General features: G+C 49.4%; 10 protein-coding genes. 1 reads left to right on the top strand and 9 read right to left on the bottom strand.

Annotated elements, in window-relative coordinates:
- Positions 1 to 14: 14 nt before the first annotated feature.
- The 3 genes from M2387_RS21670 to M2387_RS21660 all read right to left on the bottom strand — a co-directional run bounded on the left by M2387_RS21670 (position 15) and on the right by M2387_RS21660 (position 3239).
- On the bottom strand, positions 15 to 1325 hold the full coding sequence (locus tag M2387_RS21670; protein ID WP_259052564.1) for an MFS transporter: 1311 nt from the start codon (positions 1323 to 1325) through the stop codon (positions 15 to 17).
- Positions 1326 to 1343: 18 nt separating this feature from the next.
- Complete coding sequence (locus M2387_RS21665; RefSeq protein ID WP_259052562.1) at positions 1344 to 2243, bottom strand: dihydrodipicolinate synthase family protein; 900 nt, start codon at positions 2241 to 2243, stop codon at positions 1344 to 1346.
- Positions 2244 to 2471: 228 nt separating this feature from the next.
- Positions 2472 to 3239 carry an IclR family transcriptional regulator gene (locus tag M2387_RS21660; protein WP_259052560.1) on the bottom strand — a complete coding sequence of 256 codons (768 nt, stop codon included), beginning with the start codon at positions 3237 to 3239 and terminating at the stop codon, positions 2472 to 2474.
- 461 nt (positions 3240 to 3700) lie between these two features.
- Here M2387_RS21660 and M2387_RS21655 point away from each other — a divergent pair, with 461 nt between their 5' ends.
- On the top strand, positions 3701 to 4489 hold the full coding sequence (locus M2387_RS21655) for a bestrophin-like domain (RefSeq protein WP_259052558.1): 789 nt from the start codon (positions 3701 to 3703) through the stop codon (positions 4487 to 4489).
- A gap of 53 nt (positions 4490 to 4542) precedes the next feature.
- Here the strand turns inward: M2387_RS21655 and M2387_RS21650 are convergent, their stop codons facing one another.
- The 6 genes from M2387_RS21650 to M2387_RS21625 all read right to left on the bottom strand — a co-directional run bounded on the left by M2387_RS21650 (position 4543) and on the right by M2387_RS21625 (position 14160).
- On the bottom strand, positions 4543 to 6627 hold the full coding sequence (locus tag M2387_RS21650; protein WP_259052555.1) for a metallophosphoesterase family protein: 2085 nt from the start codon (positions 6625 to 6627) through the stop codon (positions 4543 to 4545).
- A 13-nt stretch (positions 6628 to 6640) separates the two neighbouring features.
- On the bottom strand, positions 6641 to 8284 hold the full coding sequence (locus M2387_RS21645; protein WP_259052553.1) for an alpha-glucoside-specific PTS transporter subunit IIBC: 1644 nt from the start codon (positions 8282 to 8284) through the stop codon (positions 6641 to 6643).
- 39 nt (positions 8285 to 8323) lie between these two features.
- Entirely contained in the window at positions 8324 to 9412 is a 1089-nt protein-coding gene (gene bglB / locus M2387_RS21640; RefSeq protein WP_259052552.1) for a beta-galactosidase BglB, read from the bottom strand.
- On the bottom strand, positions 9409 to 11805 hold the full coding sequence (locus M2387_RS21635; RefSeq protein WP_259052551.1) for a hypothetical protein: 2397 nt from the start codon (positions 11803 to 11805) through the stop codon (positions 9409 to 9411). The genes bglB and M2387_RS21635 overlap by 4 nt, the downstream gene beginning before the upstream one ends.
- Before the next feature lie 272 nt (positions 11806 to 12077).
- Positions 12078 to 13745, bottom strand: coding sequence for a hypothetical protein (locus M2387_RS21630; protein WP_259052550.1), 1668 nt, complete (start codon positions 13743 to 13745; stop codon positions 12078 to 12080).
- Between the two features lie 160 nt (positions 13746 to 13905).
- Positions 13906 to 14160: a hypothetical protein gene (locus tag M2387_RS21625; RefSeq protein WP_259052549.1), complete on the bottom strand. Its 255-nt coding sequence runs from the start codon at positions 14158 to 14160 to the stop codon at positions 13906 to 13908.
- Between the last annotated feature and the right edge of the window lie 189 nt (positions 14161 to 14349).

The raw sequence follows: 14349 nt of genomic DNA, 5'->3' as shown, positions 1-14349 counted from the left end.
AGCACATCTGGTCATTAGTGGTGGGTAACCCCGACGCTGATTGCCTCTTTCTTGCCAGCGAGTGCGGCAATAAGCGCGGCGCAGCAGAGCGTAATGAGCGAAAGAGCGACCAGACCAGCCGAGTCGTTACCGAAGAAGGCATCGACCTCTACACGAATCAAGGGTGCCAGAAAGCTACAAAATGCGCCCATGGTGGTACAAAAACCGATACTGGCGGCCAGCGCGGAACCTGACACAATCTGTGCCGGGAAAGTCCAGAAAATAGGTTGTACCGAGAGGAAGCCGATCGCTGACAGCGACAGAGCGGCAATCGCCAGCACCGGGCCGGCCCAGGCAGAAACAAACAGACCGAGTGCCGCAGCCAGCATACAGATGACTGAGATCAGAACCCGCTGCTCTGGCATTTTGTCCGCCAGACGCGGAATATAATAGACCCCGAAAGCAGAGCAGGCCCAGGGAATGGCGGCGACTAACGATTCCTTAAAACCGAGCGTAGAACCCATCAGGGAAGCCACTTGCGAAGGCAGAAAGAACATGAGGCCGTAGACGCTTATCTGGATGGTGCCGTAGATGAGTGCCAGGTGCCAGACTTTAAGGCTTTTCAGAGCGGTACTGACGCTGCTGGTTTCAGTCTGTAGCTGCTCTTTTTGGAGCTGTTCAATCAGCGCCGCTTTTTCTTCTGTTGTCAGGAAACGTGCTTTGGCGGGCGTATCATCAAGCCAGAACCAGGCAAAGATCCCCATAATAATTGCCGGGATCCCTTCGATAAAGAACATCCAGAACCAACCCGGCTGGCCGAGAAATCCGTGCATTTCCAAAAGTGCGCCAGAGAGAGGGGAGCCTAAGGTCAGTGCCAGAGGGACGCCAAGCACGAAGATACCCACCACGGATGCCCGTACTTTATTGGGGAAGTAGATAGAGGCCAGTAACAGAATACCGGGATAAAAACCCGCCTCGCCTAATCCCAGTAAAAAACGCAGAACAATAAACTGAGTTTCCGTCTGGACCAGGCCTGTGAGAGCAGAGAGTACGCCCCACAGAGCAGTGGTGATACTTAGCCATTTCTGTGCGCCAATCTTATTCAGGATCAGGTTGGCGGGAATACCAAACAGTGCGTAGGCGGCAAAAAAGATCCCCGCCCCGAGGGCAAAGGCGGAATTAGAGAGCCCAATATCCACCTGCATCGCTTCTTTGGCGAATCCCACGTTAACTCTGTCGATAAAGGCGATGAAGTACAAAATAAACATCAGTGGAACCAGGCGTTTCCACGATTTACTGATGGCGGAATTTAAGACCGGATCATCGTAAGCTGTAATTGTTTTCATAATACCTCCGCATCGGGGTCAGGCATTAATTTCGATACCCGCGCGGGAAAGTATCTGTTGAATACTTTCGGTCTGGCAGGCTGAGAGGGTGCTAAAAGGTGGCGTGCAGCGGTCGGACTGAATAATGCCGCGCAGCTGTAACGCTTTTTTGAACGTAGGAATAAAAGGGTCATTGATGGCGTAAATATCCATTAAATCATCCACTTTTTGTTGGTACAGCGAAACTTTGCTGAGATCGTTATCGCTAAAGGCCTGTATCCAGTCACGGAATATTTCAGGGCAAATATTGGATAATCCACCGATACAGCCATTCCCTCCGGATAAGATATTGTGCGCAAAGTTGTTGTCATACCCGGCATAAACTTCAAACTGCGGCAGCTCAGATTTGACTAAGCGAATAACCTGCGAAGTATGGTTGGTATCCGGAATGGTATCTTTCAGGCCGATAATATTCGGGAACTCTCTGGCGAGTTTCAGACAGACTTCGGGTGAAACGGAATAACCGGTGCGATCCGGGAAGTTATAGATGAATATTTTGGCGGCGGTACGGCGGGCTATCTGGCTATAAAAAGTATAAATACCTTCATCAGTCAGGCGGAAATACCATGGACTGATAATCATCACACCATCAAGACCACACTCATCAGCATAGTTTGCCAGCTCCACACACTCATCAATATCCATACGGCTGGTACCCGCATAGGCTTTTATTCCGTCGCGTGGGAATTCAGATGCCATATGAATAATCTGGCGAGATGTTTTCATATCCAGCGAGAAAAACTCACCGGTGCTACCCATAACGACAAATCCCGATACGCTTTTTTTAATGGAATCGTACAGGCGGAAGCTTCCTTCTGGATCCAGCCTGCCATGTTCATCAAAAACGGTTATTGCAGGGGTAATGTAACGGCTTTGCATATTTCACCTTCCTTTTGTTCGTATATACGAATGCTGTTTGTATTTTAAAGTCAATACAAGTAAACACGCCATGAAGATGAAGTCAAATGACTCAAAATATGTATGGGTAATTGATTAACTCAATGAATAGATTAAGAAACAGACAGGAAAGTCGGATGCCACAGTGGGGAATTAAATATAGTTATTGTGTGGGTAATCACAATTTCTGTGGCATTTTTTTCGAATAAATCAGTAGTTCTGGATATCGGGTAACTTGTTCAGCACACTTTCGATACGCTGTTTCGCGTCTTTTAATGAACCAATTACCTGCTGTATTTTTTCATCAGTAGCGCGGAAAGAAGGGAGTGAGACGCTGATCGCTGCCAGAATGGTCTCTTTCTGCTGCAAAGGGACGGCCAGGCAGATGGTGTCATCGTTAATTTCCCGATCGTCCATAGAATAGCCGTTGGTGGCAACCAGGGTTAGCTGCTGACGAAGCTGAACCATATTGGTGACGCTACGTGCTGTCACGGAAGGAAATCCTTGCGGATAGAGTTCGAGAATGTCTTCGTCGCTGTGCTTGTGCAGAAGCGATTTTCCCAGAGCGGAGCAGATAGCTGGCAAGCGAGTGCCTATTTTAGAGACCAGCTGAACGGTTTGGTCACCCTGTACTTTATCAACATAGAGCACCCAGGCATCATCCAGAATACCAAGCTGGCAAACTTCATTGCACTCATTGACGACCGCATGCATCTCGCTATTGATCATCTTAATCCAGAACTCTTTTTCGACTGCTGAGCTGGCAAGAACTGCACATGAGATACCAAGGGTATAAATGCCGCTATGGGTGTCGTAACTGATATATTTTCGGTATTGCAAAGATTTGAGGATAGGGAAAATGGTGCCCTTGGAAATATCTGTTTTGAGCGACAACTCAGAGAGCGTCATGCCATCTACATTGGCGAGTGTTTCCAGAATAACTAAAACGCGTTCGGTAGGTTTATGAAGTGTCTTCATATTTTTCCTTATCACAGCTCACAGACAAGCACTCTTTAACTAGCCCTATTTAACTACAGATCCCTACTTATCTGTAGTCTAACCAGAGTCTATTTTTATGCTTCGTTATTTTTTCACTGTTTCAATATCAGGCTCTCTTTCCGCAGCCATCGATTGAAGTGCATTACCCGGTAATCCTGAGGGAGGGTTATCAATATCCTTGCCGTACTTTAGTTGGCGAAAATTGCATTAAAGATCTGGCACAGAATTAAGCCTGCTCACATAATGTGTTAATCACTGTCCGCGGCAATCGCTGGCAGTGATTGCAAGGTCAGGAAGGGTGGTTCAAGTTGCTCAGGTGTTTCCATAAAGGATGGTCGAATGACATAGCTTGCCTGTGCCCCTCGTCTGTCTGAATCGGATGCCTGTCAGTAACGCGAATTATTTTGGCTGGATAACGTTAATCCGAATTTAGGTGTCATATGAATTATTCTGGATTGCTGAACGATACGCCGATAGATTCTATTTTTTTATTTGTTATCACATTTGGATTATCGGTTTTTTTTGCCTGGACAGGGAAATTTGTTTTTAAACGTAAGAAAATTAATGATGAACTGGGTGACGATGACGCGAAAATTATATTAGGTGCTATTTTATCCCTGTTAGGTTTATTAATTGGTTTTGTGCTTTCTATTTCAATCAGTGGTTATAATAATCGCCAGCAAACTGAAGAAAATGAAGCCATGGCTATCGGCAGTGCCTATCAAAGAATTCAAATATTAGACGGACAGCAGCGAACAGATTCAATCATTTTATTAGGTGAGTACTTAAATTCACGCATAGAGTTTTTTAAGTCAGGCGTCAGTGATGACAATAATCAGTGGCGACTCATTTCTTTAGAAAAGCAATCCAAACTCTGGGGAATTGGCGTTGCGGAGGCTAAAGCTGCACCAAATCCGGTGATGGCGTCAGTGCTGGCAGCATTTAATGAACTGTATATCTCAGAACAAAAAACCATGGCCAGCTGGCGACATCAAATACCCAATGCGGCCTGGTTTCTGTTAGTGTTTTTTGCCATCTGTTCCAATGTATTGCTTGGCTACAATATGCGAAAAATCCAGGGGAAAAACTGGCTGATATTTATTCTCCCCTCATTAACAACCCTGGCATTATTTATGATTGCGGAGATAGATATCCCTGGGGAAGGTATTATTCATGTGACACCGGACGACTTAATTTCACTGAAATCTTTTTTATTTAAAGCCGGGTAAATAGAATTGACAGGATGATATGGCTGATAGTGGCCATATCATCCTTAGCCCCGTTAAAGGGAATGAATTTCACCTGTTGCAGTATTGAGGGTAAAGTTTTTCGATGGTGCTCCCTGCAAGTATTTATCAATTACTGAAAAAAGACTCGCAAAGCGTAAGCGAAAAACGGTCTCAAAACTGTCATTTGCTGATAGTTTCTCAGGTGTTGCCGGTAAGCTCTGGGCTAACTGGCGGGTCAGTAATTGATACTGCTGTAAACGCTGAGGAGAAATATCCGCCAGAGCCAGTTCATCCGCATTACGTAGTCGGTACACGTCGGTAGCCAGCACATAACCATCCCAGGCACTGAAATCCGCTAACTGCATTCCGGCTTCTTGCACCAGCTGTTCTGCTTTTGCCCGAGCTGTCAGCCATTTCTGGTTATCTTTCTGCAGGTAATGCTGTGCGATATTGATACGTTCAGGCGTTTCCCCTTTGGCACAAATCTTATTCTCTTCCCCGAGCGGTGTTTTCATGACTTCCTGATAAGGCGTCTGATTATCAAGCTGACTCAGGATCAGCATATCCGCGCCATTCAGGCTGAACAGCTGCTGACGGATTTCACAAGGCCATTCGTCGGGGATAAAACGCAGACGCGCCAGTTCACGGATATGCCAGTCGGTAAATTCATAGTAATTACTGGCCTGCAAAATATCCTTATTCCACAGCTTCGGCGAATGTGTTGCCTGCAGGTGATCCCACTCGGTCTGATAGTGTTCAAAGAGTTCATTAAACTGCGGCACTTTGTCGAGTACGACGGTCTCGACAGTCATGGTAACCGGGCTTTGCGTGCTCACTATTTTATAGGCGGGAACATAGGCCGCCATTGAGGGGGCCTGAATATTGAATAGCACAGAGCCATCATCATATTTGCGCACTCCGGTATCATTGAAATGCATATGACCGCCGATATGGATACCAATCCCTGTTTTCGCCAGCGCGTGGGAGGTATCTTCCTGCGGGGCACGTTTTAGCTGGAATTTCCCTTTACCGAAGATAGCCTCCAGCTCTGGGGCCGCACCGTTATCAAACTCCACCATCGGAAAATGGCTGAAGGTCAGCAGGGTCTTATTCTGCTCTTTCGCACGTTTCGCTACCGAGGCCATCCAGGCGATGGTTTGCTGCTTATGCGTCAACATTTTGTTATACCCGGCATCGCCGGAGCCTGAAAAACTGGCAGCGCTTGCATGCAGGGGGTCCGCATCGGCTTTGGGTAAATAGACGTTTGCATCCACCGCCATCAGCCATAAACCGGGAACAGGCTCGACCAGGTAGCTGCTATCGGCAACGTTAAAGCAGGGACCATAATCCGCCTGGCGATAGCTTCCGCCGGTTCCCTGAGCACAAATTTCATACTGGCGCTCGGCAAACTGGCTGGCTGCTCGTGCTTTGTCGTAGCTGTATTCAGGGTATGGGTAGTTGCTGTAAGGCGTTTCCCAGTAGATATCCTGCTCGCGCGGGTTCAGGCCAAAATCGGCCATAGAATCGAGAATGTATTCATAGCCACGGTGAGCCACCTCCTCACTGCAAATGACCGGTAGCTCTTCACCCGTATCCAGTACGGCACTTTCCCCGCTATAGGTTTTGCAGGCTTTCATTCCCCGGCTATAAATAGCCTGATTTTTCCCATCTTCACCCAGATAATCACTTTTACCGCCCGGCATATCAAAAGGCCGATTAGGATCGTGATTACCTGGCGTTGCGAAAAAGCGCATGCCATATTTTTGTTCATATTCATGGAGCACTTTTACCAGGCCACGCAGATGAACTGACTGACCGTCATCACTAAAGTCACCGGGCAGGGCAATAATTTTTATGCCTTTACTCCCGGCATCATCCAGGGCTGCGCGCAGAGCAAAGTAGTTTTCATTAAACAACCGCGTTGATGTCAGCTGGGCATACATGGTGCGGATAGTCGCCTGTTTACCGCTCTGACTATTCTTAAGCCCATGAAAACTGCCATCCTTAAATTCACCGTAAACATCATGAAAGTGAATATCGGGCATAAACGCCACCCGATAGGGTGCCGTTGTTTGTGCCAGCCCGGCGGTGCTCCCTGCGATGAGCAGAAGCGCACCGGATAAAAAATGATATTTCATTAGATGGCTCCTCTTATTCTGCAAATGCCGGGTCAGCTTTATCCCGACCTGCCGCACGTTCAGCTATCACTTCTTGTTCAAAGTATTCGCGCAGTACGCTGACGGACAGACCAATAATAATTTGCAGATTATGACCTTTACGCACAACACCCAGCGCCCCGGCCTGTTTTAACGTCGCATCGTCGGCGACCAGAGCCGGGTCATTAATCACCAGGCGTAAACGGGTCTGACAGTTACTGATGGTATCGACGTTATCACTGCCGCCTACACAGCGCAGAATAGCGATGGCTTTTTCTTGATCGGATGACTTTACGCGTGACATGGCAGGAGCGGCAGCCTGCTTATCGCGGTAATCCTGTTTTGAATAGAGACGGACTTCGCTATCTTCGCTGCCGCGCCCCGGCGTCATAATATTGAAACGCAGGATGACATAGCGGAAGACGGCAAAGTTTATTGCGGCAAAACCGAAGCCGATAGCCAGATGGATCCAGATCAAATGGGCGTGATTCTGGGAATAGAAGATCCAGTTAAACAGGATCATATCGTTCATTCCTCCTCCCATAAAACCTACCACTCCGGCCAGGTACAGCACCATACAGAGCACGGCCCCGATCAAGGCATTCAGTAAATACAGCAGGGGTGAAATAAACAGATAGGTGAACTCAATAGGTTCCGTGATCCCGACACTCATCGCGGTAATGATCGCCGGGATCACCAGGGCGGCGACCACTTTTTTCTGGCTCTTATTTGCGGTGGCATAAATCGCTAACCCCGCCCCCAGTGAGCAGAAGACGCTGATATTACCGTAGAGAGAATACCCTCCCTGCGGAAACTGTTCGCGCAGGGGGACGGCTGATGCCGCATAAGTTGAGACGTTTTCAATCCAGTGAGTGTATAAACCGCCGTCCACGACCGCCGGGCCAAAGAAGAATGGGAAGTAAACAAAACGATGTAGCCCGGTCGGCACCAGAATACGCTCCACAAATGCGAACAGCCCGATACCCAGGACGTCAGCTTCAATATAGAAGGTCTGCATCGCATTGATACCTAACTGGACTTTAGGCCAGATAAGGCAGGTCAGGTAGGCGAGTGGGATCATGGTAAAGAAGGCGATGATAAAGACCAGCGCCATGCCCTGAAAAATGGCGAGATAGTCGTGCAATTTTTTGTCAAAAAAGCGGTTATGGATCCAGGTGACTATTCCCCCGACAAGCAGTGAAAAGACGATACTGGTATCCAGCGTTTTGATGCCGCCAACCAGCGCCAGCCCGCTTTGCCCGCCCACTTCCTGGTCGAAATTGACGCCAAAATCAGCCCCCCAGAATGTCAGCATACCGTTGGTGAAATAGTTAAAGGCCATATAAGAGAACAAGGCGACCAGTGCCGCACGGGCCTGGGCTGATTTTGCCAGACCAATCGGCAATGCCATACAGAATAGCAGCGGGAAATTACGGAAAATCGTCCAGCCACCTGACTTCAGCAGGGTCATGACCTTATAAAAGTTCGAGTCCGGGCTGGCAAGTTCCCCCATAATACTCGGCATAGTGAGGATATTGGTGACGGCCAGCAGCAAACCGGTGAAGGGTAGAAAGGCTATCGGGACGGCCATTGCACCACCAAAAATCTGAAAAGCACCCATGATATTGCGTTTTTTCATTTATTATTATCTCCAGGCTATCAGTCTTAGAAGATGAGGTCACAGAGGTTTGATATCGCTCAGCCAGTTGCCTTGCTCTATCTCCAGGAGCAGCAACATGGTTAAAGCCTGAGCATAAGGAACCGGAGCCATGGCAATATCGCAGTAATACTGAATATCCCAGCCCAGCATGGTGCCGCGTGATGCTTCCAGAACCATTCCTTCGCCATCAATACGCGTCATAACAGCATCAAATGCACTTCGTGCATGAGCGCTTACAGATTTATCCAGAATCCCCATGCGCACACCACGCAGCATGCCGTAGGCGATGGCAGCTGTAGCAGAGGATTCCTGAGGGGAGAGCGGGTCATCGAGTACGGTGTGCCACATGCCATTGTCAGCCTGTAACTCGCACAGGGTATTTACCTGGCGAGCGACGACCTGTGTCAGAAAACGGCGCAGCGAAGGGGTGATATTTTCCCCGAGCAAAGCAATAAACTCAGGAATGACCACAGTAATCCAGGCATTACCCCGGCCCCAGAAGACTCCGGCAAAATGGTGTTTATCGACGAAGGTCCAGCCGTGGTACCAGAGCCCGCTTGCGGGATCGCTGAGATAGCGGGTATGAAGCAGAAACTGATATTCCGCTTCATCGATTAAATCACGACGTTTTAGTACTACCCCGGCTACGCCCAGAAACAGGCAGGTCATAAACAGCGTGTCATCCCAGAGCTGCCCGGTATTAGCCTGCTCTTTAACCACATGCTGCAGGCCACCTTCTTCAGTTTTGGGTAAATCATGTAGCAGTGTATCTGCCCATACGCTGACTCTTTGTAGCAGGTCAGGGCGCTGATACTCTCCGGCCAGCAGTGCCAGAACAATCATCGGAGAGGTAGTATTAATCTGTATCTCGGGTAGCCCTTTGGCTATCTGCTTCTCATACCAGGTCAGAACCGCCTGTTTCAGTAAGTCATCTTGTTGAAATTCAGCATAATGCCAGAAGCCATACAGCCCGATACCGACTTCCCACTCCCACTCCTCAAAGTGGATAGTGAAACACTCGCTGCTACCGATATCATGCAGATTTTTCAGGCGGCAAAACCCCTTCACCACGCTATCCAGCGTGCCCATCAGTTGCGCCCGGCTCATGCCTGAACTCCTTTGATGAGGATCTGCGGTCCGCTGTCGTCAAGTTGTGGGAAAGAAGGAGCATCGTCCATAAGCGAAAAATTCTTATCAAGGACAAGTGTCATTGCGCGTGAAGAGAAGGCTGCGAAGGCAGACTCATCACCATAACCGGCTTCGATATACCAGCGAGCCTGCCGACCCATCGCACGGCACTCTCTTCCCGCGGTTAATCCTGTTTCTATACTTTCCAGAGGAAGCGAACAGAGAATCAGAGCAAAAGCGTTACCTGCGCGAACCAGACGTGCACAGTCGGTTGCGATAACCAGGTCAAAAGCCTGGACCGGGAGGTGGATATGAGTCCAGGGTAGAGCATCCTGCGCGTCGATATTCCATTCTACTAACAGCCGATTTTCGTACTGCTGAACCAAGGGCATAATGCCGTTGCCTGCCCAGAATGAAGGGCGCTTTTCACCCCCCGGCTCATCTTCTCCCGGATGATTAATCCAGATTCGGGCTTCTGCACTGGAGGCGAACTGGAGATCAACCAGATGCTGCTGATGGCCAGGCAAACCCGTAAGATGGTCGACACAGGAGGATAAGATAACCTCAGGCGCTTTCCACACAACGATGTTACCCCCGCCGCAGCGATACCATGCTGCGAGTTCTCCCTCGGGCATATCCGCATACTGTTGTGTCACTATCGGAGGGGTGTAATCACTGGCACAGAACATTGGCAATGAAGCACATTTGCGATTACAGGTGCCATTACCCCAGGCTACGGCGCCATAGGCTGACAGTTCCGTCAGGCTACCCGCCAGCAACTCTTTTTCATATACCCGCCCCATGGTGCCTGCGGCGACACCACTCTGGTAATGCAAAGCGCTGAGTAGCATTAAGCGGTCAATGCACTTTCCGGCTCGCATACGAAGGGCTTCGCTTTCTGCCATCTGCCAGAGCGCGAACAGCCCAATGTAGTCCACGGGATAATAGGGGGCAGAGTTCCACTCGACGAAACCGTGCTGTTCCACAGCGTCGAACCACTGCAATAGCCGGGCTTCGGCAATGGCCTGCTGTTGATGGCCATAGCGACCAGAGGCAATAAAACGCTCGTCGGGAAAGCACTGCCCCGCCAGATATTGCGCGGTATGAAAACAAAGCGCGTGATTCTCACTCCAGAACCACATCACATCAGAGCCCAGTTCGTCCAGCCAGTAGCGGTATCCCAGCACGGTAGATTTTACCCGACGCCATAGCGGGGCAGGGAAGTGCTCGCCATGGTGGTAACGCCAAATCCACAGTAAGGGGACCAGGGAGAAGTCAGAGCAGTCTTCACGGGCACTGATACGTTGCAGGGTGCTGTTCAGCAGACTTTCAGCCTGCGGACCATATTCATGAAGATGCATCATCGCCAGTAAGCGGCAGGTCCTGTCCATGCCGTGAGTAGCGGTATAGCGCAGAGACTCAAGTTTTCGTCCGGCCAGCGTCTTTGCGGTCGTCACTGCCGGAATCTCCGGCATAACATTGATCCCGATGCTGCGGGTTAGCGATATTGCACCGCGTTGCAGCGTCAGACGTAACTGGTAGTGCGCTTCTCCGAGAGAGCGTGGCAGTGGGAGAGCAAGCGACAGATCTCCCGTATTAGTTTTTCCAAAATTAATGAATTGCGGCTGGAAGTTATCGTTGCCCATACCACGTAGCTCTCCGCGCAGGACGATGCTGTCCGGGGCCGGAACGGTGCAGTGAATATGCACGGAATGCTCGAAAACGGACAACTCGGGGCGTAAGCCATTGGCAAACCGACTTAATTCATCAGCTGATTGACCTTCAATACCGGGTAACCCGACACCCAGCGTTAATGAGTCCAGGTAAACCATGCTCAGGGAAAATATTGTGTCACGCTCAAACAGTTCATCAAGATGTATCAGCAGACTGTTTTTACCCGCCTTCAACGGCAGCTTTACCTCGCAGTACTGCAGGGTATTCCGTGTGAAGGGGGTGAAACAGGCTATCTGAATTGCTGTATGCCAAATCCGTACGCCGCCACAGGTACCGAGCTGAAAGCGAAATTCGCCATCAACAGGGGCAAACAAATCCACTTTCAGCCAGCGTTGTCCGTGAAACGGCAGATGAGAGAAATCAGAAAAAGAAACGGAATTATTAGGCCCCGGAAGTGTCATTTCCTCACAGGAAAGTGCCTTGGCGGGGTCAACAGCACGCAGGGCTTGTGTTTCCCGGAATACCCGGCGGCAGAACGACTCGCCTTTAGGGCCTGCACCGTTACGAAAGTGATAATCTATAGCAGGATCAGTGATTTCACCGGTATAAAACTCAGCAAAACGATTCATTTTTGCCGCTGAGAAGAGAAAACGCGTCAGCGCCTCGCCCTGTGCTAATTGCCAGTCACCCTGTGACATATTTTCTTTATCTCCTGCAGGACTGATTTATTCAGCGCGTATCATCAATGGCTTTGTAATATCCGTCGAGCAGTGGATGAAAGGTATTCGTGAGATATGGACGAAACTTCACAAAGCAGGGGGTAAGCGAGCGAGTAACGTGATTGGCGTCATATTTTTGGATAGCAGCGAAAATATCGTTGTGAGAGTGATCACGAAAATTTTTGGGGCGAGAAATTTGATGTGACAGGCGTCACATCAATATCTCCATCTTACCCAGAATCCTGGGACGCTTATCCTTTTAAAGCCCGTAGCTCTTCACTGAAACTGTCTGCCAGAGCCATGACACGGCTGACATCAAACAGGACATGAAGGCCTGGAGAAGCTTCCGCGTGTCGGGTGCAGTAATCGTCCATTTCTGCGGCACAACGATACAGCTCCTGAATATTGATCAGGCTGATTTCACGCATACTCCAGCTGTTCTCTACTTCTTTAGCGAAATACAGAGTAAAAAAGGCCTTTTGAGCATGGATAAACAGCTGGCAGTAGAGCGCAAATCCCTGCCATTCCTCCAGCCAGCGCCGTTTTAAAGCCCAGGGAAATAAAGCAGTTTCAGCAAAGAGCAGCGCCTGTTTATGCAGCGCTGCGACGGCATCGCGCGTCTCATCTTTCTCTGTGGCAATACGTGACAGGCAAGTGGCCGATCTCTCAACCTCTTTGGCGCTAAAAGAGATATCGCGCTCTGAGCCTGGCAGCCAGTGATTACGGTTTAGCTGCCCATAGAGACTCCATACCGCCTGACCATAGCTTTCTGGCACCTGGCTGTGACGGTGGAAGACATGGTCGCGTACATAGATAGCCTGATATAACACCTGTCCGGCTTGTTCCATAAGCGTACTGAACTCGGCAAAGACTGCGGGTTCAGGACGCCAGCCATAGCTTTCATCAAGCCAGAGTATCAGCAACTGAGACTGGGTGAGTGGGGTATTATTACTGCGTAACATACGGCTGCAAGCAAACAAGTTACATTCACTCAATGTGCCCATGATCCAGTGATTATCGACGCCTTCCCAGCTGGTTTTACAGACTGCGCCGCGTATTGCCGGATTACTTCGACACCACAACAGCCGCCCCTGGAGTTCGTTAATCCGCGGATAAGGGAAAATTCCCCAGCCCACTTCCTCGCCCACCAGATCTAAATCCACCCAGACTTCCCGGTCGTTTACTGCCAGTAGTGCCGGGTTATTCGGAAAGGAGGGCCAGAAGCGTTCAGGGGTTATTTTTATTGAAACGCCAACATTTTCGGGGAGCGGACGGATGGCCTCCAGCACATTGTCGAGATCATGATTTCCGGCAGGGAAAACCCGCAGCACCAGATGTTTATTTTCATCCTGTATCGCCTTTGCGAGAGCGGCGAAACAGCGGCTATAGAGCGACAGACTCCGGGCATCGCTTGTGCCATCGTTATTATCCCCGGCTAACTCCCAGTTAGGTCGTGAAACCGGAAGTAAACCATCAGTATTAGAAATAGCGACCAGAAGGCCGCTCAGCGAGGGGATTTGCTGGCAAATAAGCGAGACTTTATCCGCCAGGTAACGACACCAGAAGTCTGCGTCGAACTGCACTCCGCGTTCGGCATCGAAGAGGTGCGGATGGGCGCACAGTAAATCTGTGGGAAAACTTAACTCTTTTGCCTGCAGATAGAATCGTAACCCTTTGCTCTGGCAGCGTTTAGCCAGCCGGTTCAGATAGACGCAACGGGCACGCTGCTGGCTGGAAAGGTAGTCATTATAATTATGAGGCGTATAGCCTTTGGGTGAGACCAGTTTATTAAACAAATCGGCCTGTCCAACAATGATGGTGTTGAATTCATAAGAAACGGCATATTCCAGCAGCTCACAAGCCTTATCCCAGTTCCAGTACGCCTGATTATTTAATTCCAGCGCGCGCGTCTGCCACATTTATTTAACCCTGTTGTCATTCATTTTCCTTTTGTCAGTGATACCACAAAATGTAAACAATAAGTGTGCGGGAGCAGACGATGTTGCAATCCGCAATTGATTCAGGCATTAAATCGTCAGGATGGGATGCGGGGAACCGAATCATTATTACCGGGCTGCCCTACCTGAATATCTGCGTTCTTCTGGCTCGTTTCTGTAACAAGGGTCGCATGTCATATTCTTTAGCATCAGCAGAGTGCGAGATACGCACATTCAGTCTATGAAGGTTTGGTGGCAGGACTGGCATACTGGTCAGCAAAGTATTCGTCATCACCAGGTACTGAAGTTCTGATGGTAATTTCGGCAGGCCTGTCAGCGGGTTGTTACCTACCTCCAGGTAATGCGGCTTTTTTCCATGCAAACCAGATAGCTTCATAATCTTCTGCGGTCTGTGGGAGCGTGGCAGTAGCATGCGTTTTTCTGTAGCCGTCATATTCCAGGATATAGCTGCTGGAATCATAAAAGGTGACCGAGAGCGTCTCATGGTTGTTGGCGTTCAGGTTACAGAAATGGTTCTTCTGGTTTCGGTGTGACTGAATATTTTCCTGGTATCCGGAATAGGCGA

It is taken from the genome of Klebsiella sp. BIGb0407, assembly GCF_024807845.1.
In the GTDB taxonomy this organism is placed as follows: Bacteria; Pseudomonadota; Gammaproteobacteria; order Enterobacterales; family Enterobacteriaceae; genus JGM124.
The sequence above is the reverse complement of the archived record's forward strand: the minus strand, read 5'-3'. Positions and strand labels throughout refer to the sequence as shown.